Genomic DNA, 15,249 nt, shown 5'->3' on the forward strand with positions numbered 1-15,249 from the left:
ACGATCATGGCCCGTTCCCATCCCATCGACCGTTATCGCAACTTCGGCATCATGGCCCACATTGATGCGGGCAAGACGACGACGACCGAGCGTATCCTTTTCTACACCGGCAAGTCGCATAAGATCGGCGAAGTCCATGACGGCGCTGCGACCATGGACTGGATGACGCAGGAGCAGGAGCGTGGCATCACGATCACCTCCGCTGCGACGACCTGCCTGTGGCGCGACCATCGCCTGAACATCATCGACACCCCCGGCCACGTCGATTTCACGATCGAAGTCGAGCGTTCGCTGCGTGTGCTCGACGGCGCCGTCTGCGTTCTCGACGGCAACCAGGGCGTCGAGCCCCAGACCGAGACCGTCTGGCGTCAGGCCGACAAGTACGACGTGCCGCGCGTCGTGTTCGTCAACAAGATGGACAAGATCGGCGCCGATTTCTATCGCTGCGTCCAGGACATCATCGACCGCGTCGCCGGAAAGCCCGTCTGCCTGCAGATTCCGATCGGTTCGGAGTCGAACTTCGCCGGCGTCATCGACCTCATCAAGATGAAGGCGATCGTCTGGAACGGCGAGGCGCTGGGTGCGTCCTTCGAAGAGAAGGATATCCCTGCCGATCTGCTCGACAAGGCCACTGAGTATCGTGGCAAGCTCATCGAGGCCGCCGTCGACATGGACGACGCCGCGATGGAAGCTTACCTCGACGGCACCGAGCCGGACGCCGATACCCTGCGCCGCCTGGTGCGTACGGCCGTCCAGCGCCGCGCGTTCCACCCTGTCCTCTGTGGCTCGGCCTTCAAGAACAAGGGCGTGCAGCCCCTGCTCGATGCCGTCGTCGACTTCCTGCCGTCGCCGGTCGATCGCGGCGCGGTCGAAGGCATCGACTTCAAGACCGAAGAGCCGACCACCCGCAATCCGACGGACGAAGATCCGTTCGCGATGCTCGCCTTCAAGATCATGGACGACCCCTTCGTCGGCACGATCACCTTCTGCCGTATCTATTCGGGCAAGGTCGAAGCCGGCCAGGGCGTCATCAACTCGACCCGCGACAAGAAGGAGCGCGTCGGTCGCATGCTCCTGATGCATGCGAACAACCGTGAGGACATCAAGGAGGCTTATGCCGGCGACATCGTCGCCCTGGCCGGCCTCAAGGACGTCCGCACCGGCGACACGCTCTGCGATCCCGCCCACGCGGTCATCCTGGAGCGCATGGAGTTCCCCGAGCCGGTCATCACGATCGCGATCGAGCCGAAGTCCAAGGCCGACCAGGAGAAGCTGGGCCTCGCCCTGTCGAAGCTCGCGAACGAGGATCCGTCCTTCCGCGTGTCGACCGACCAGGAGAGCGGCCAGACCATCCTGAAGGGCATGGGCGAGCTCCATCTCGACATCAAGGTCGACATCCTGAAGCGCACCTACAAGGTCGATGCCAACATCGGCGCGCCGCAAGTTGCCTATCGCGAGACGCTGACCAAGAAGGCCGAGATCGACTACACCCACAAGAAGCAGACCGGCGGCACGGGCCAGTTCGCCCGCGTCAAGCTCGTCATCGAGCCGAACGAGACCGGCAAGGGCTTCGAGTTCGAGTCGAAGGTCGTCGGCGGCTCGGTGCCGAAGGAGTATATCCCCGGCGTCGAGAAGGGCCTGAACTCGGTCATCGGCTCGGGCGTTCTTGCCGGCTTCCCGGTGGTGGACGTCAAGGTCACGCTGATCGACGGCGCCTTCCACGAGGTCGACTCGTCGGCTCTCGCCTTCGAAATCGCATCCCGTGCGGCGCTGCGCGAAGGTCTGCAGAAGGGCGGCTCCGTGCTGCTCGAGCCGATCATGAAGGTCGAAGTCGTGACCCCGGAAGACTATACCGGCTCGGTCATCGGCGACCTGAACTCGCGTCGTGGCCAGATCCAGGGCCAGGACATGCGCGGCAACGCCGTCGTGATCAACGCGATGGTGCCGCTGGCGAACATGTTCGGCTACGTCAACCAGCTGCGTTCGTTCTCGCAAGGTCGCGCGAACTACACGATGCAGTTCGACCATTATGAGCAGGTGCCGTCGGCAGTCGCCGCCGAGGTCCAGGCCAAGTACGCCTGAACCCGCACCGAACCGACTGAACGTTTGAACAAGATCTGACGGAGGCTACGATGGCCAAAGAGAAATTCGCTCGTACGAAGCCGCACTGCAACATTGGCACGATTGGTCACGTTGACCATGGCAAGACGTCTTTGACGGCTGCGATCACGAAGGTTCTGGCGGAGACCGGCGGTGCGTCGTTCACGGCGTATGACCAGATCGACAAGGCGCCTGAGGAGAAGGCCCGCGGCATCACGATCTCGACGGCGCACGTCGAGTACGAGACCCCGGCCCGCCACTATGCGCATGTCGACTGCCCCGGCCACGCCGACTATGTGAAGAACATGATCACGGGCGCGGCGCAGATGGACGGCGCGATCCTGGTCGTGTCGGCGGCCGACGGCCCGATGCCGCAGACCCGCGAGCACATCCTGCTGGCGCGCCAGGTCGGCGTTCCCGCGCTGGTGGTGTTCATGAACAAGGTCGACCTGGTCGACGACGCCGAGCTGCTCGAGCTGGTCGAGATGGAGATCCGCGAGCTTCTGTCGAAGTACGACTTCCCGGGCGACGACATCCCGATCACCAAGGGCTCGGCCAAGGCCGCTCTGGACAACGTCACGCCGGAGATCGGCCATGACGCGGTGCTGGCGCTGATGAAGACGGTCGACGACTACATCCCGCAGCCTGAGCGTCCGATCGACCAGCCGTTCCTGATGCCGGTCGAGGACGTGTTCTCGATCTCGGGCCGCGGCACGGTGGTGACCGGCCGCGTCGAGCGCGGCATCGTCAAGGTCGGCGAGGAAATCGAGATCGTCGGTCTGAAGGACACGGTCAAGACGACGGTGACGGGCGTCGAGATGTTCCGCAAGCTGCTGGACCAGGGCCAGGCTGGCGACAACATCGGCGCGCTGCTGCGCGGCACGAAGCGCGAGGACGTCGAGCGCGGCCAGGTGCTGTGCAAGCCGGGCTCGGTGAAGCCGCACACGAAGTTCAAGGCCGAGGCCTACATCCTGACGAAGGAAGAGGGTGGCCGTCACACGCCGTTCTTCACCAACTACCGCCCGCAGTTCTACTTCCGCACGACGGACGTGACCGGCGTGGTGACGCTGCCCGAGGGCACGGAGATGGTGATGCCGGGCGACAACATCTCGATGGAGGTGACGCTGATCGCCCCGATCGCGATGGAAGAGAAGCTGCGCTTCGCCATCCGCGAAGGCGGACGTACCGTCGGCGCCGGCGTCGTCGCCAGCATCATCGCGTAACGCGTTTGCGTGAGGGCGAAGGCCCTGCAGGGGCTTTCGCCTTTTCACGTCACGGAGAAACAAGACCATGAACGGTCAGAACATTCGGATCCGCCTCAAGGCGTTCGACCACCGCATCCTCGACGCGTCCACGCGCGAGATCGTGTCGACCGCGAAGCGGACGGGCGCTCAGGTCCGCGGGCCGATTCCGCTGCCCACGCTCATCGAGAAGTTCACCGTCAACCGCTCGCCGCACATCGACAAGAAGTCGCGCGAGCAGTTTGAGATGCGGACCCACAAGCGGGTTCTCGACATCGTCGACCCGACCCCGCAGACGGTCGACGCCCTCATGAAGCTCGATCTCGCCGCCGGCGTCGACGTCGAAATCAAGCTCTGATCCGATTTGAACGGGTCCTCTGTTTCCGGTTCCGCCGGATGGACATGACCCCAAGGGAAGGTATGCACCGATGCGTTCCGGTGTGATTGCACAGAAAGTCGGGATGACCCGCATCTTCACCGATGCCGGCGAACATATCCCGGTCACCGTGCTGAAGCTCGACAGCTGCCAGGTTGTCGCGCATCGCACGAAAGAGAAGAACGGCTACGTCGCCGTGCAGCTGGGCTCCGGCACGGCGAAGGTGAAGAATGTCTCGAAGGCGGAGCGCGGTCATTTCGCGGTCGCCACGGTCGAGCCGAAGCGCAAGGTGGTCGAGTTCCGCGTCAGCGATGACGCCCTGATCCCCGTCGGCGCCGAGCTGACCGCGGACCACTTCGTCGTCGGCCAGTTCGTCGACGTCTCCGGCACCACCACCGGCAAGGGCTTCGCCGGCGGTATGAAGCGCTGGAACTTCGGCGGTCTGCGCGCCACGCACGGCGTCTCGGTCTCGCACCGTTCGATCGGTTCGACCGGTGGCCGCCAGGATCCGGGCAAGACCTTCAAGAACAAGAAGATGCCGGGCCATCTCGGCGCCGAGCGCGTCACCACGCAGAACCTGCGCGTCGTCCAGACGGATGCCGAGCGTGGCCTGATCCTCGTCGAGGGCGCCGTTCCCGGCGTCGCCGGCGGCTGGATCCATGTCCGCGACGCCATCAAGCGCGCCCTGCCGAAGGATGCGCCGCTGCCGGGCAAGTTCAAGGTTTCCGGCGAGGCCAAGGCGGACGAGGCTCCTGCGGCCCAGGCTGAGGAGAACGCGTGATGAAGTTCGATATCACCACTCTCGAGGGCAAGTCGGCCGGTTCGGTCGAGCTGTCGGATGAGGTGTTCGGCCTCGAGCCGCGCGCCGATCTGCTCGCCCGCATGGTCCGCTATCAGCTCGCCAAGCGTCGCGCCGGGACTCACAAGTCCAAGGGCCGCTCGGAAGTCGATCGCACCCGCAAGAAGATCTACAAGCAGAAGGGCACCGGCGGCGCTCGCCACGGCGCGGCTTCGGCTCCGCAGTTCCGCGGCGGCGGCAAGGCCTTCGGCCCCGTGCTGCGCGACCACACTCACGATCTTCCCAAGAAGGTCCGTGCGCTCGCCCTGCGCCATGCGCTCTCGGCCAAGGCCAAGGACGCCGGCATCATCGTCATCGACGACGTGAAGCTCGACGAGCCGAAGACCAAGGTGCTACTCGGCCATTTCGGCAAGCTCGACCTGTCGAGCGCGCTGATCGTCGGCGGCGCCGAGATCGATACCAACTTCGGCCTGGCTGCCCGCTCGATCCCGAATGTCGACGTGCTGCCGGTCCAGGGCATCAACGTCTATGACATCCTGCGTCGCGACAAGCTCGTCCTGACGCGCGCGGCTGTCGATGCGCTGGAGGCGCGCTTCAAATGAGCCAGTCCAAGAATCTGGACCCGCGCCACTACGATGTGATCGTGGCGCCGGTCATCACCGAGAAGGCGACGATGCTCTCCGAGCACAACAAGGTCGTCTTCAAGGTTGCGCGCACCGCGACCAAGCCGCAGATCAAGGCGGCGATCGAGAAGCTCTTCGACGTCAAGGTCAAGAGCGTCAACACGATCGTCACCGAAGGCAAGGTCAAGGTCTTCCGTGGCCGCCTCGGCCAGCGCTCGGACGTCAAGAAGGCCGTTGTGACCCTCGAAGAGGGCCACTCGATCGACGTGACCACGGGCCTCTGAGGGAAGGATCGCCATCATGGCTTTGAAACACTTCAAGCCGATCACGCCGAGCCTTCGCCAGCTCGTGATCGTCGACCGCAGCGAGCTCTACAAGGGCAAGCCGGTCAAGGTGCTGACCGAGGGCAAGAGCTCCTCGGGCGGCCGTAACAACCTCGGCCGCATCACCGTCCGCTTCCGCGGCGGTGGCCACAAGCGCACGCTTCGCCTCGTCGACTTCAAGCGTCGCGGCAAGGACGGCATCCCGGCGACCGTCGAGCGGCTCGAGTACGATCCGAACCGCACGGCCTTCATCGCCCTGATCAAGTATCAGGACGGCGAGCAGGCCTACATCCTGGCGCCGCAGCGCCTGGCTGTCGGCGACACGGTCATCTCGGGTGAGTCGGTCGACGTGAAGCCCGGCAACGCGGCCCCGATGGGTTCGCTGCCGATCGGCACGATCGTCCACAACGTCGAACTCAAGATCGGCAAGGGTGGCGCTCTGGCCCGTTCGGCCGGCAACTACGCCCAGATCGTCGGCCGCGACCAGGGCTACGTCATCGTTCGCCTGAACTCCGGCGAGCAGCGCCTGATCTCGGGCCAGTGCTACGCCACGGTCGGCGCCGTCTCGAACCCGGATCACATGAACCGGAACGACGGCAAGGCCGGTCGCTCTCGCTGGCTTGGCCGCCGTCCGCATAACCGCGGCGTCTCGATGAACCCGGTCGACCATCCGCACGGCGGTGGTGAAGGCCGGACCTCGGGCGGCCGTCACCCGGTTACGCCCTGGGGTCTGCCGACCAAGGGCAAGAAGACCCGCTCGAACAAGCGGACCGATACGTTCATCGTGTCGAGCCGTCACGCCCGCAAGAAGAAGAACTGAGGTCCGTCATGGCGCGTTCGCTTTGGAAAGGTCCGTTTGTCGACGGATACCTCCTGAAGAAGGCCGAGGTCGCCAGGACCTCGGGCCGCAATGAAGTTATCAAGATCTGGAGCCGACGCTCCACGATCCTGCCGCAGTTCGTCGGTCTGACGTTCGGCGTTTACAACGGCCAGAAGCATGTGCCGGTGTCCGTGTCCGAGGAGATGGTGGGCCACAAGTTCGGCGAGTTCTCGCCGACGCGCACCTTCCACGGCCACGCTGCCGACAAGAAGGCGAAGAGGAAGTAAGCCATGGGTAAAGCATCAGCCCCCCGTGCGCTGCCGGACAACGAAGCGATTGCGATTGCCCGCAACCTTCGCGTCTCGCCGCAGAAGCTGAACCTCGTCGCTCAGCTGATCCGTGGCAAGAAGGTCGCGACGGCTCTCGCCGATCTCGAGTTCTCGCGCAAGCGCATCGCGAACGACGTTCGCAAGTGCCTGCAGAGCGCGATCGCCAACGCCGAGAACAATCATGATCTCGACGTCGACGATCTCGTCGTTGCCCAGGCCTTCGTCGGCAAGGCGCTCGTGATGAAGCGCTTCCACGCCCGCGCCCGCGGCCGTGGCGCCCGTATCATGAAGCCGTTCTCGAACATCACGATCGTGGTGCGCGAGCAGGCTGCGCAGGCCTGAGGAGAGAACGATGGGTCAGAAAATCAATCCGATCGGCCTTCGCCTCGGCATCAATCGCACCTGGGATTCGCGCTGGTTCGCGAGCAAGGGCGAGTACGGCAAGCTGCTGCATGAGGACATGGCCATCCGCGCCGCCCTCATGAAGCTGCTGAAGCAGGCCGCCGTCTCGAAGATCATCATCGAGCGTCCGCACAAGAAGTGCCGCGTCACCATCCACTCGGCGCGTCCGGGCGTGGTGATCGGCAAGAAGGGTGCGGATATCGAGAAGCTCCGCAAGGTGGTCTCGAACCTCACCAAGGCCGATGTCACGATCAACATCGTCGAGGTGCGCAAGCCCGAGATCGACGCCACGCTGGTCGCCGACTCGATCGCGCAGCAGCTCGAGCGCCGCGTCGCCTTCCGTCGCGCCATGAAGCGCGCCGTGCAGTCGGCGATGCGTCTGGGCGCCGAGGGCATCCGCATCAACTGCTCGGGCCGTCTCGGCGGCGCCGAGATCGCCCGCCTCGAATGGTACCGTGAGGGCCGCGTGCCGCTGCATACGCTGCGCGCCGACGTCGACTACGGCGTCGCCACCGCTTTCACGACCTACGGGACGTGCGGCATCAAGGTCTGGATCTTCAAGGGCGAGATCCTGGAACACGACCCGATGGCCCAGGACAAGCGCCTCTCCGACGAGGGCGGCCGTTCCGGCGGCCGTGACCGCGATCATCGCGATCGCGATCGTCGCGAGCAGGCTGCGTAAGGCTGATCGAGAAGAGCCATGCTGCAACCAAAACGCACCAAGTTCCGCAAGCAGTTCAAGGGACGCATCCACGGCGTCGCCAAGGGCGGCACGGACCTCAACTTCGGCCAGTTCGGCCTGAAGGCCCAGGAGCCCGAGCGCGTCACCGCCCGGCAGATCGAGGCGGCCCGCCGCGCGATCACCCGTGCCATGAAGCGCGTCGGCCGTGTCTGGATCCGCGTCTTCCCGGACGTGCCGGTTTCCAAGAAGCCGACCGAAGTCCGCATGGGTAAGGGCAAGGGTTCGCCCGAGTTCTGGGCGGCCAAGGTCAAGCCGGGCCGGATCATGTTCGAGCTCGACGGCGTGTCCGAGGAGATCGCCCGCGAGGCGCTCCGTCTCGGCGCCGCCAAGCTGCCGATCAAGACCCGCTTCATCCAGCGCATCGCCGAGTAAGGGAGGGCGACATGAAAAGCACACAGCGTCTTTCCGACCTGAAGTCGATGAGCACGGACCAGCTCCATGACGAGCTGCTCAAGCTGAAGAAGGAGCAGTTCAACCTGCGCTTCCAGAAGGCGACGGGCCAGCTCGAGAACTCCGCGCGCGTCACCGAGCTGCGCAAGGACATCGCCCGCATCAAGACGCTGCAACGGTCGAAGGCCGTTGCGGCCAGCGCGTGAGGAGAGAATAATGCCTAAGCGCGTACTGCAGGGCGTCGTCGTCAGCGACAAGCAGAACAAAACTGTTGTCGTGAAGGTCGAGCGGCGTTATACGCACCCGCTCCTCAAGAAGACGGTTCGCCGCACGAAGAACTATCACGCCCACAACGAGGCGGGTTCGTTCAAGATCGGCGACACGGTGTGGATCGAGGAGTCCAAGCCGATTTCCAAGCTGAAAAGCTGGGTTGTGCTCGACAGCGCCCCCAAGGCGTGAGGCGAGACCGCTTTGCCCGGCCCCGAATCAGGGGCGGGCAGGGCGCCCGTAGGAAGCCGGACATGTTTCTCCGCAAAGGTGGAAACCACTTTTGCGGATCATGTTTTGTTTTGAGGCCAGGGGGCGATCGACCCCCGTCAGTCGTAGTCCCGGGCAGCGCTGAGGCGGTCCGGGAAACCGCCTGATACACAGATTGGAAGGATCAAGGCCATGATCCAGGTGCAGACGAATCTCGACGTCGCCGACAATTCCGGCGCGCGTCGTGTGATGTGCATCAAGGTTCTGGGCGGATCGAAGCGCAAGTACGCCGGTGTCGGCGACATCATCGTCGTTTCGATCAAGGAAGCCATTCCGCGCGGTCGCGTGAAGAAGGGCGACGTCATGAAGGCGGTCGTCGTTCGCACCGCCAAGGACGTCAAGCGCGCAGACGGTTCGGTGATCCGCTTCGACCGCAATGCGGCCGTGCTGATCAACAACCAGAAGGAGCCGGTCGGCACGCGTATCTTCGGACCGGTTCCGCGCGAGCTGCGCGCCAAGAACCACATGAAGATCATCTCGCTGGCGCCGGAGGTGCTGTGATGGCTGCGAAGATCAAGAAGGGCGACAAGGTCGTCGTGCTCGCAGGCCGCGACAAGGGCAAGTCGGGCGAAGTGCTGCAGGTCCTGCCGAAGGATGCCCGCGCCGTCGTGCGTGGTGTCAACCTCGTCAAGCGCCACACCAAGCAGTCGCAGACGTCCGAGGGTGGCATCATCTCGAAAGAGGCCACCATCGACCTGTCGAACATCGCCGTGGCCGATCCGAAGGACGGCAAGCCGACCCGCGTTGGTTTCAAGGTGCTCGATGACGGCCGCAAGGTTCGTTTCGCCAAGCGTTCGGGGGATCTGATCGATGGCTGAGGCTCAGCAGGCGGCTCTCTCGCCGCGCATGAAGAAGCATTACGAGGACGTCGTTCGTCCCGCAATGATCGCCGAATTCGGCTACAAGAACGTCATGGAAGTGCCGACGATCGAGAAGATCGTCATCAACATGGGCGTTGGCGAAGCGACGGCCGACCGCAAGAAGGTCGACAACGCCGCCGGCGATCTCGCCATGATTGCCGGCCAGAGGCCGGTCATCACCAAGTCCCGCCTCGCCATCGCCGGCTTCAAGCTGCGCGAGAACATGGCGGTGGGCTGCAAGGTCACGCTGCGCAAGACCAAGATGTTCGAGTTCGTCGACCGGCTCGTCACCATCGCCTTGCCGCGCGTGCGCGACTTCCGGGGCCTGAACCCGAAGTCGTTCGACGGGCGCGGCAACTTCGCGCTCGGGATCAAGGAGCACATCGTGTTTCCGGAGATCAACTACGACAAGGTCGACCAGGTCTGGGGCATGGACGTGATCGTCTGCACGACTGCGAAGTCGGACGACGAGGCGCGCGCCTTGCTCAAGCACTTCAACTTCCCGTTCCGGCAGTGAACCTAAGCGTTCATACGCGGAAACCAGGAGAGATCGATGGCTAAGAAAAGCTCCGTCGAGAACAACGAGCGCCGCAGGAAGCTGGTGAAGAAATTCGCCGGCCGCCGGGCCCGTTTGCTCGCAATTGCCAATGACGACAACCAGCCCATGGACGAGCGCTTCCTCGCTCGCCTCAAGCTGGCTGAACTGCCGCGCAACTCGGCCAAGATCCGCATCCGCAATCGTTGCGAGGTGACGGGTCGTCCGCGCGCTTTTTATCGCAAGCTCAAGATGTCGCGTGTCGCGCTGCGTGAGCTCGGTAACAAGGGGCTGGTTCCCGGCCTCGTGAAATCGAGCTGGTGAGGAGTACTGGACAATGGCAATCATTGATCCGCTCGGCGATATGCTGACCCGCATCCGCAATGCGCAGATGCGTCGCAAGTCCCGCGTTTCCACCCCTGGCTCGAAGCTGCGCGCCCGCGTGCTCGACGTGCTGCAGTCCGAGGGCTATATCCGCGGCTACAGCCAGACCGAGTTCGGCAACGGCCGGACGGAGTTCGACATCGAGCTGAAGTATCACGAGGGCCAGCCGGTCATCCGGTCGATCTCGCGTGTTTCGAAGCCCGGCCGTCGCGTTTACTCGTCGGTCGAGACAATGCCGCGCGTGGCCGATGGCCTCGGCGTGACGATCGTCTCGACCCCGCGTGGCGTTATGGCCGATCATGTGGCCCGCGAGCAGAACGTGGGCGGCGAAGTGCTCTGCAAGGTCTTCTGACCTTTCAGGCGCCCCGCTCATCTTCAGGAGAGATCCAATGTCTCGTATCGGTAAGAAGCCGGTCTCGGTTCCCGCAGGCGTCACCGCCACGGTCACCGGCCAGCTGGTCAAGGTCAAGGGCTCGAAGGGCGAGCTCTCCTTCGAGGTGCCCGAGGACGTCTCGGTCGCCATGGAGGACGGCGCGATCGCGGTTCAGCCGCGTTCGCAGTCGAAGCGCGCCCGTGCGCTCTGGGGCACCTCGCGTGCCCGCATCAACAACCTCGTCGTCGGCACCACCGCCGGCTTCGAGAAGCGCCTCGAGATCAACGGCGTCGGCTACAAGGCCGCGGTCGCTGGCAAGGTGCTGAAGCTGTCGCTCGGCTACAGCCACGATATCGACTATGAAATCCCGGCCGGTGTCGCGATCACGACGCCGAAGCCGACGGAAATCGTCGTCGTCGGCATCGACAAGCAGGTCGTCGGCCAGACCGCCGCGGAAATCCGCGACTATCGTGGCCCCGAGCCCTACAAGGGCAAGGGCGTCAAGTACGCCGGCGAGTTCATCTTCCGCAAGGAAGGCAAGAAGAAGTAAGGACGCCAGCCATGAGCAAGCAGAACGATGTGACTGCGCGCCGCAAGGCCCGCGTCCGCCGCGCGATCAAGGCGGTTGCCAACGGCCGCCCGCGCCTTTCGGTGCACCGCACCGGCAAGCAGATCTATGCGCAGGTTATCGACGACGTGAAGGGGGTCACCCTGGCCTCGGCCTCGTCGCTCGACAAGGACCTGCGCGGCGATATCAAGTCCGGCGCCAACGTCGAGTCGGCCGCCATCATCGGCAAGATCGTCGCCGAGCGCGCGGTCAAGGCCGGCGTGACGGACGTGGTCTTCGACCGTGGCCCGTACATGTACCACGGCCGCGTCAAGGCGCTGGCCGAGGCAGCCCGCGAGGGCGGCCTCAGCTTCTGAGGCTACCGGGTTTCGCCCGGCCCGGCGTTCGCGCGCCGGCCGGGCGGCATCCGTTTTCAGGCTTCCCCCAGGCAATGAGGCCGAAGGGGATTTGCTCGAGCGAGCGGCGGAGCCTCAGGCTCTCGTCGCGCAAGTAAGAGGACAGAGATGGCTAGAGAGCCGCGTGAGCGTCGGGATAGCGAAGATTCCGAATTCGTGGATAAGCTCGTCCACATCAACCGTGTCGCCAAGGTGGTGAAGGGTGGTCGTCGCTTCGGCTTCGCCGCGCTCGTCGTCGTCGGCGACCAGAAGGGCCGCGTCGGCTTCGGCCACGGCAAGGCCCGTGAAGTTCCTGAGGCGATCCGCAAGGCGACGGAAGCCGCCAAGCGTGGCCTCGTCCGCATCCCGCTGCGCGAGGGCCGCACCCTCCATCACGACGTGCAGGGCCGCCATGGCGCCGGCAAGGTCGTGCTGCGCGCGGCTCCGGCCGGTACCGGCATCATTGCCGGCGGCCCGATGCGCGCTGTCTTCGAGGCGGTCGGCATGCAGGACGTCGTGTCCAAGTCGCTCGGCTCCTCGAACCCCTACAACCTCGTGCGCGCCACTTTCGACGCGCTGAAGAACGAGGACAGCCCGCGCTCCGTCGCGGCCCGTCGCTCGCTCAAGGTTTCGGCCCTGCAGACCCGTCGCCGCGATGCCGGCACGGATGCGGCTGCGGAAGCGTGAGGAGGGATTCATGGCAAAGGCTGAGAAGACCCTGACCGTCGAGCAGATCGGCTCCCCGATCCGCCGCGACGCCACCCAGCGCCAGACCCTGATCGGTCTCGGCCTGAACAAGATCCGCCGCCGCTCGACCCTCCAGGACACCCCCGCGGTGCGTGGCATGGTCGAGAAGGTCAAGCACCTCGTGCGCGTCGTCGACGCGAATTGAGGAGGGCGACACATGAAACTCAACGAGATTCGTGACAACGAAGGCGCTCTCAAGGAGCGCATCCGCGTCGGCCGTGGTATCGGCTCGGGCAAGGGCAAGACCGGTGGCCGCGGCGTGAAGGGTCAGACCTCGCGCGCCGGTGTCGCCATCAAGGGCTTCGAAGGCGGCCAGATGCCGCTCTATCGTCGCCTGCCCAAGCGCGGCTTCAACAACCTGTTCAGCAAGGATCTGAACGAGGTGAACCTCGGCCGCATCCAGCAGGCCGTCGAAGCCGGCAAGCTCGACGCCAAGGGCGCTGTCACCATCGAGGCGCTCGTCGCCGCCGGTGTCATCACCCGTCAGGCCAAGGATGGCGTCAAGATCCTCGGCGTCGGCGAGCTCAAGACCAAGCTCGCTTTCGAGGTGGCCGGTGCGTCCAAGTCGGCCGTCGCGGCGATCGAGAAGGCGGGCGGCACGGTCAAGATTCTGGCTGCCGCTTCACAGGCGTGATCCTAACGCCTACATGACGTTTGCGAACGGCGGCCGGGCCAGCGCCCAGGCCGCCGTTCGACTGTTTGACGCAAGGCACGCGACCCGAAAACGCACCGCGAGCGCGGCGGGGGATGTGCTTCAATGACTGACTTGAGACCCAAGGACCGGACGCATGGCATCGGCGGCTGAACAGCTTGCGGCAAACCTCAACTTCGGGGCCTTCGCCAAGGCGGACGAACTGAAGAAGCGGATCTGGTTCACGCTGGGGGCGCTCGTCGTCTACCGGCTCGGCACCTATATCCCGCTGCCCGGCATGAACCCCGACGCGGTGGCGGACCTGTTCCGCCAGTCGCAGAGCGGTGTGCTCGGCATGTTCAACATGTTCTCGGGCGGCGCCGTCGGCCGTCTCGCCATCTTCGCGCTGGCGATCATGCCGTACATCTCGGCCTCGATCATCGTCCAGCTGCTGTCCAGCGTCATCCCGACTTTCGAGGCGCTGAAGAAGGAAGGCGAGCAGGGCCGCAAGACCCTCAACCAGTATACGCGCTACCTGACGCTGGTGCTGGCGGTGTTCCAGGCCTATGCGATCGGCGTCGGCCTGCAGGGCTCGGGCAATCTGGTGCTGGAGCCGGGCCCCTTCTTCCTGCTCTCGACGACGCTGACGCTCGTCGGCGGCACGATGTTCCTGCTCTGGCTCGGCGAACAGATCACCAGCCGCGGCATCGGCAACGGCACCTCGATGATCATCTTCGCGGGCATCATCGCCGAATTCCCGTCGCAGCTCGCCCAGACCCTCGAACTCGGCCGGCAGGGCGCGATTTCGACCGGGCTGCTGCTCGGCGTGCTGGTCATGGCGGTCTGCGTCATCGCCTTCTGCGTGTTCATGGAGCGCGCCCAGCGGCGCCTGCTGATCAACTACCCGAAGCGCCAGGTCGGCAACCGCATGTATGAGGGCCAGACCTCGTTCCTGCCGCTGAAGCTCAACACCTCCGGCGTCATCCCGCCGATCTTCGCCTCCTCGCTGCTGCTTCTGCCGACGACGATCGCGAGCTTCTCGCAGGCTTCGGGCGGGACGGGCTTCCTCTCCATCATCGCGACCTATCTCGCGCATGGCCGGCCGCTGTTCATGATCCTCTACGCGGCGCTGATCATCTTCTTCTGCTTCTTCTACACCGCGATCGTGTTCAACCCGGTCGAGACGGCGGACAACCTCAAGAAGCATGGCGGCTTCATGCCGGGCATCCGCCCCGGCGAGCGCACGGCCGAGCATATCGACCGCATCCTCACCCGCATCACCGTGCTCGGCGCAGGCTATCTGACGATCGTCTGCCTTATCCCCGAGTTCATGATCACCTATGCTCAGATCCCGATCATCCTGCTGGGCGGCACTTCGCTGCTCATCGTGGTGACGACGACGATGGACACCGTGGCTCAAGTTCACGGACATCTGCTGGCCCATCAGTACGAGGGGCTGGTCAAGAAGGCCAAATTGCGAGGAGCGAGGCGCTAAATGCGGTTGATTTTCCTGGGGCCGCCGGGGGCGGGCAAAGGCACTCAGGCGGCGCGCATCGTCGCGAAGCATGGCATTCCGCAACTCTCGACCGGTGACATGCTGCGCGCGGCTGTCAGTGCCGGCACGCCGATCGGCCAGAAGGCCAAGGCCGTGATGGATGCGGGCGGGCTCGTCTCCGACGAGATCGTCATCGGCATCGTCGCCGACCGCATCGAAGAAGCGGATGCCAAGAAGGGCTTCATCCTCGACGGCTTCCCGCGGACGCTGGCGCAGGCCGAAGCGCTCGACCGGATGCTGGAGAGCAAGGGCGTCAAGCTCGACGCGGTGCTGGAACTCAAGGTCGACCAGAGCAAGCTCGTCGACCGTATCGTCCGCCGCGCCGAAGAGGCGAAAGCCGCCGGCCAGCCGGTGCGCAAGGATGATGATCCGGAGGTCTTCAAGACCCGGCTCGAGGCCTATAACCGCGATACGGCGGTGGTTGCGCCCTATTACGAGAAGCGCGGCCAGTTGACCCCGATCGACGGCATGCAGCCGATCGACAGCGTCTCCGAAGTGATCGCGAACGCATTGTCCGTGGCGGCGCAGGGCTGATCCGCC

At 64.7% G+C, this 15,249-nt stretch carries 25 protein-coding genes; all 25 read left to right on the plus strand.

The genetic code is table 11. The features are described 5' to 3' along the window. Positions 1-6 precede the first annotated feature (6 nt). Positions 7-2,082, plus strand: a complete 2,076-nt coding sequence (gene fusA / locus AC2FAN_RS15860) for an elongation factor G (RefSeq protein ID WP_265053786.1) — start codon at positions 7-9, stop codon at positions 2,080-2,082. Positions 2,083-2,132: 50 nt separating this feature from the next. Beyond that, positions 2,133-3,323 carry an elongation factor Tu gene (tuf, locus tag AC2FAN_RS15865; RefSeq protein WP_265053785.1) on the plus strand — a complete coding sequence of 397 codons (1,191 nt, stop codon included), beginning with the start codon at positions 2,133-2,135 and terminating at the stop codon, positions 3,321-3,323. 67 nt (positions 3,324-3,390) lie between these two features. Continuing rightward, positions 3,391-3,699 carry a 30S ribosomal protein S10 gene (gene rpsJ / locus AC2FAN_RS15870; RefSeq protein ID WP_043237115.1) on the plus strand — a complete coding sequence of 103 codons (309 nt, stop codon included), beginning with the start codon at positions 3,391-3,393 and terminating at the stop codon, positions 3,697-3,699. A 70-nt stretch (positions 3,700-3,769) separates the two neighbouring features. Continuing rightward, positions 3,770-4,498, plus strand: coding sequence for a 50S ribosomal protein L3 (gene rplC / locus AC2FAN_RS15875; RefSeq protein ID WP_265053784.1), 729 nt, complete (start codon positions 3,770-3,772; stop codon positions 4,496-4,498). Continuing rightward, positions 4,498-5,118 (plus strand): 50S ribosomal protein L4, encoded by a 621-nt coding sequence (rplD, locus tag AC2FAN_RS15880; RefSeq protein ID WP_265053783.1) that lies wholly within the window; start codon positions 4,498-4,500, stop codon positions 5,116-5,118. The genes rplC and rplD overlap by 1 nt, the downstream gene beginning before the upstream one ends. Next, positions 5,115-5,423 carry a 50S ribosomal protein L23 gene (locus AC2FAN_RS15885; protein ID WP_265053782.1) on the plus strand — a complete coding sequence of 103 codons (309 nt, stop codon included), beginning with the start codon at positions 5,115-5,117 and terminating at the stop codon, positions 5,421-5,423. The genes rplD and AC2FAN_RS15885 overlap by 4 nt, the downstream gene beginning before the upstream one ends. A gap of 16 nt (positions 5,424-5,439) precedes the next feature. Continuing rightward, complete coding sequence (gene rplB, locus AC2FAN_RS15890) at positions 5,440-6,282, plus strand: 50S ribosomal protein L2 (RefSeq protein WP_265053781.1); 843 nt, start codon at positions 5,440-5,442, stop codon at positions 6,280-6,282. 8 nt (positions 6,283-6,290) lie between these two features. Next, on the plus strand, positions 6,291-6,569 hold the full coding sequence (rpsS, locus tag AC2FAN_RS15895) for a 30S ribosomal protein S19 (RefSeq protein ID WP_055730182.1): 279 nt from the start codon (positions 6,291-6,293) through the stop codon (positions 6,567-6,569). Positions 6,570-6,572: 3 nt separating this feature from the next. Continuing rightward, positions 6,573-6,953 (plus strand): 50S ribosomal protein L22, encoded by a 381-nt coding sequence (rplV, locus tag AC2FAN_RS15900; RefSeq protein ID WP_265053780.1) that lies wholly within the window; start codon positions 6,573-6,575, stop codon positions 6,951-6,953. A gap of 10 nt (positions 6,954-6,963) precedes the next feature. Continuing rightward, a complete protein-coding gene (gene rpsC, locus AC2FAN_RS15905; RefSeq protein WP_485175308.1) occupies positions 6,964-7,695 on the plus strand; it encodes a 30S ribosomal protein S3 in 732 nt (243 codons plus the stop codon). An 18-nt stretch (positions 7,696-7,713) separates the two neighbouring features. Further along, a complete protein-coding gene (gene rplP, locus AC2FAN_RS15910) occupies positions 7,714-8,127 on the plus strand; it encodes a 50S ribosomal protein L16 (protein ID WP_089175048.1) in 414 nt (137 codons plus the stop codon). Between the two features lie 11 nt (positions 8,128-8,138). Further along, positions 8,139-8,351 carry a 50S ribosomal protein L29 gene (rpmC, locus tag AC2FAN_RS15915; protein ID WP_265053778.1) on the plus strand — a complete coding sequence of 71 codons (213 nt, stop codon included), beginning with the start codon at positions 8,139-8,141 and terminating at the stop codon, positions 8,349-8,351. 10 nt (positions 8,352-8,361) lie between these two features. Continuing rightward, on the plus strand, positions 8,362-8,604 hold the full coding sequence (gene rpsQ, locus AC2FAN_RS15920; RefSeq protein ID WP_265053777.1) for a 30S ribosomal protein S17: 243 nt from the start codon (positions 8,362-8,364) through the stop codon (positions 8,602-8,604). Positions 8,605-8,814: 210 nt separating this feature from the next. Beyond that, a complete protein-coding gene (rplN, locus tag AC2FAN_RS15925; protein ID WP_055730187.1) occupies positions 8,815-9,183 on the plus strand; it encodes a 50S ribosomal protein L14 in 369 nt (122 codons plus the stop codon). Continuing rightward, a complete protein-coding gene (rplX, locus tag AC2FAN_RS15930; RefSeq protein WP_149128657.1) occupies positions 9,183-9,500 on the plus strand; it encodes a 50S ribosomal protein L24 in 318 nt (105 codons plus the stop codon). Before rplN ends, rplX begins: the two co-directional genes overlap by 1 nt. Further along, the gene (gene rplE / locus AC2FAN_RS15935; protein ID WP_265053776.1) at positions 9,493-10,059 is read left to right on the plus strand and encodes a 50S ribosomal protein L5; all 567 of its coding nucleotides are present in this window, start codon (positions 9,493-9,495) and stop codon (positions 10,057-10,059) included. The genes rplX and rplE overlap by 8 nt, the downstream gene beginning before the upstream one ends. Before the next feature lie 36 nt (positions 10,060-10,095). Beyond that, the gene (gene rpsN / locus AC2FAN_RS15940; protein ID WP_199085556.1) at positions 10,096-10,401 is read left to right on the plus strand and encodes a 30S ribosomal protein S14; all 306 of its coding nucleotides are present in this window, start codon (positions 10,096-10,098) and stop codon (positions 10,399-10,401) included. A 13-nt stretch (positions 10,402-10,414) separates the two neighbouring features. After that, positions 10,415-10,813, plus strand: a complete 399-nt coding sequence (gene rpsH / locus AC2FAN_RS15945; protein WP_047582049.1) for a 30S ribosomal protein S8 — start codon at positions 10,415-10,417, stop codon at positions 10,811-10,813. A gap of 37 nt (positions 10,814-10,850) precedes the next feature. Further along, positions 10,851-11,384: a 50S ribosomal protein L6 gene (gene rplF, locus AC2FAN_RS15950; RefSeq protein WP_265053775.1), complete on the plus strand. Its 534-nt coding sequence runs from the start codon at positions 10,851-10,853 to the stop codon at positions 11,382-11,384. Positions 11,385-11,395: 11 nt separating this feature from the next. Further along, entirely contained in the window at positions 11,396-11,758 is a 363-nt protein-coding gene (rplR, locus tag AC2FAN_RS15955; protein ID WP_265053774.1) for a 50S ribosomal protein L18, read from the plus strand. Between the two features lie 147 nt (positions 11,759-11,905). Next, positions 11,906-12,463, plus strand: a complete 558-nt coding sequence (gene rpsE / locus AC2FAN_RS15960; protein WP_038365418.1) for a 30S ribosomal protein S5 — start codon at positions 11,906-11,908, stop codon at positions 12,461-12,463. Between the two features lie 10 nt (positions 12,464-12,473). Beyond that, complete coding sequence (rpmD, locus tag AC2FAN_RS15965; protein ID WP_265053773.1) at positions 12,474-12,668, plus strand: 50S ribosomal protein L30; 195 nt, start codon at positions 12,474-12,476, stop codon at positions 12,666-12,668. 12 nt (positions 12,669-12,680) lie between these two features. Then, a complete protein-coding gene (gene rplO, locus AC2FAN_RS15970; protein ID WP_265053772.1) occupies positions 12,681-13,157 on the plus strand; it encodes a 50S ribosomal protein L15 in 477 nt (158 codons plus the stop codon). Between the two features lie 154 nt (positions 13,158-13,311). Next, complete coding sequence (secY, locus tag AC2FAN_RS15975) at positions 13,312-14,649, plus strand: preprotein translocase subunit SecY (RefSeq protein WP_265053771.1); 1,338 nt, start codon at positions 13,312-13,314, stop codon at positions 14,647-14,649. Then, positions 14,650-15,243 carry an adenylate kinase gene (locus AC2FAN_RS15980; protein WP_265053770.1) on the plus strand — a complete coding sequence of 198 codons (594 nt, stop codon included), beginning with the start codon at positions 14,650-14,652 and terminating at the stop codon, positions 15,241-15,243. Positions 15,244-15,249: the final 6 nt, after the last annotated feature.

The organism is Allobosea sp. RIT-PG3_2 (genome assembly GCF_057321085.1).

What these genes read in the sequence shown, in the direction of transcription:
- rplE (WP_265053776.1), top strand. Translation starts at nt 9,493, where the DNA reads ATGGCTGAGGCTCAGCAGGCGGCTCTCTCGCCGCGCATGAAGAAGCAT.
- rplO (WP_265053772.1), top strand. Translation starts at nt 12,681, where the DNA reads ATGAAACTCAACGAGATTCGTGACAACGAAGGCGCTCTCAAGGAGCGC.
- rplC (WP_265053784.1), top strand. Translation starts at nt 3,770, where the DNA reads ATGCGTTCCGGTGTGATTGCACAGAAAGTCGGGATGACCCGCATCTTC.
- fusA (WP_265053786.1), top strand. Translation starts at nt 7, where the DNA reads ATGGCCCGTTCCCATCCCATCGACCGTTATCGCAACTTCGGCATCATG.
- rplF (WP_265053775.1), top strand. Translation starts at nt 10,851, where the DNA reads ATGTCTCGTATCGGTAAGAAGCCGGTCTCGGTTCCCGCAGGCGTCACC.
- rpsH (WP_047582049.1), top strand. Translation starts at nt 10,415, where the DNA reads ATGGCAATCATTGATCCGCTCGGCGATATGCTGACCCGCATCCGCAAT.
- rpmC (WP_265053778.1), top strand. Translation starts at nt 8,139, where the DNA reads ATGAAAAGCACACAGCGTCTTTCCGACCTGAAGTCGATGAGCACGGAC.
- rplB (WP_265053781.1), top strand. Translation starts at nt 5,440, where the DNA reads ATGGCTTTGAAACACTTCAAGCCGATCACGCCGAGCCTTCGCCAGCTC.
- rpsN (WP_199085556.1), top strand. Translation starts at nt 10,096, where the DNA reads ATGGCTAAGAAAAGCTCCGTCGAGAACAACGAGCGCCGCAGGAAGCTG.
- rplN (WP_055730187.1), top strand. Translation starts at nt 8,815, where the DNA reads ATGATCCAGGTGCAGACGAATCTCGACGTCGCCGACAATTCCGGCGCG.
- rpmD (WP_265053773.1), top strand. Translation starts at nt 12,474, where the DNA reads ATGGCAAAGGCTGAGAAGACCCTGACCGTCGAGCAGATCGGCTCCCCG.
- secY (WP_265053771.1), top strand. Translation starts at nt 13,312, where the DNA reads ATGGCATCGGCGGCTGAACAGCTTGCGGCAAACCTCAACTTCGGGGCC.
- AC2FAN_RS15980 (WP_265053770.1), top strand. Translation starts at nt 14,650, where the DNA reads ATGCGGTTGATTTTCCTGGGGCCGCCGGGGGCGGGCAAAGGCACTCAG.
- tuf (WP_265053785.1), top strand. Translation starts at nt 2,133, where the DNA reads ATGGCCAAAGAGAAATTCGCTCGTACGAAGCCGCACTGCAACATTGGC.
- rpsS (WP_055730182.1), top strand. Translation starts at nt 6,291, where the DNA reads ATGGCGCGTTCGCTTTGGAAAGGTCCGTTTGTCGACGGATACCTCCTG.
- rplV (WP_265053780.1), top strand. Translation starts at nt 6,573, where the DNA reads ATGGGTAAAGCATCAGCCCCCCGTGCGCTGCCGGACAACGAAGCGATT.
- AC2FAN_RS15885 (WP_265053782.1), top strand. Translation starts at nt 5,115, where the DNA reads ATGAGCCAGTCCAAGAATCTGGACCCGCGCCACTACGATGTGATCGTG.
- rplR (WP_265053774.1), top strand. Translation starts at nt 11,396, where the DNA reads ATGAGCAAGCAGAACGATGTGACTGCGCGCCGCAAGGCCCGCGTCCGC.
- rpsQ (WP_265053777.1), top strand. Translation starts at nt 8,362, where the DNA reads ATGCCTAAGCGCGTACTGCAGGGCGTCGTCGTCAGCGACAAGCAGAAC.
- rpsJ (WP_043237115.1), top strand. Translation starts at nt 3,391, where the DNA reads ATGAACGGTCAGAACATTCGGATCCGCCTCAAGGCGTTCGACCACCGC.
- rpsC (WP_485175308.1), top strand. Translation starts at nt 6,964, where the DNA reads ATGGGTCAGAAAATCAATCCGATCGGCCTTCGCCTCGGCATCAATCGC.
- rpsE (WP_038365418.1), top strand. Translation starts at nt 11,906, where the DNA reads ATGGCTAGAGAGCCGCGTGAGCGTCGGGATAGCGAAGATTCCGAATTC.
- rplD (WP_265053783.1), top strand. Translation starts at nt 4,498, where the DNA reads ATGAAGTTCGATATCACCACTCTCGAGGGCAAGTCGGCCGGTTCGGTC.
- rplP (WP_089175048.1), top strand. Translation starts at nt 7,714, where the DNA reads ATGCTGCAACCAAAACGCACCAAGTTCCGCAAGCAGTTCAAGGGACGC.
- rplX (WP_149128657.1), top strand. Translation starts at nt 9,183, where the DNA reads ATGGCTGCGAAGATCAAGAAGGGCGACAAGGTCGTCGTGCTCGCAGGC.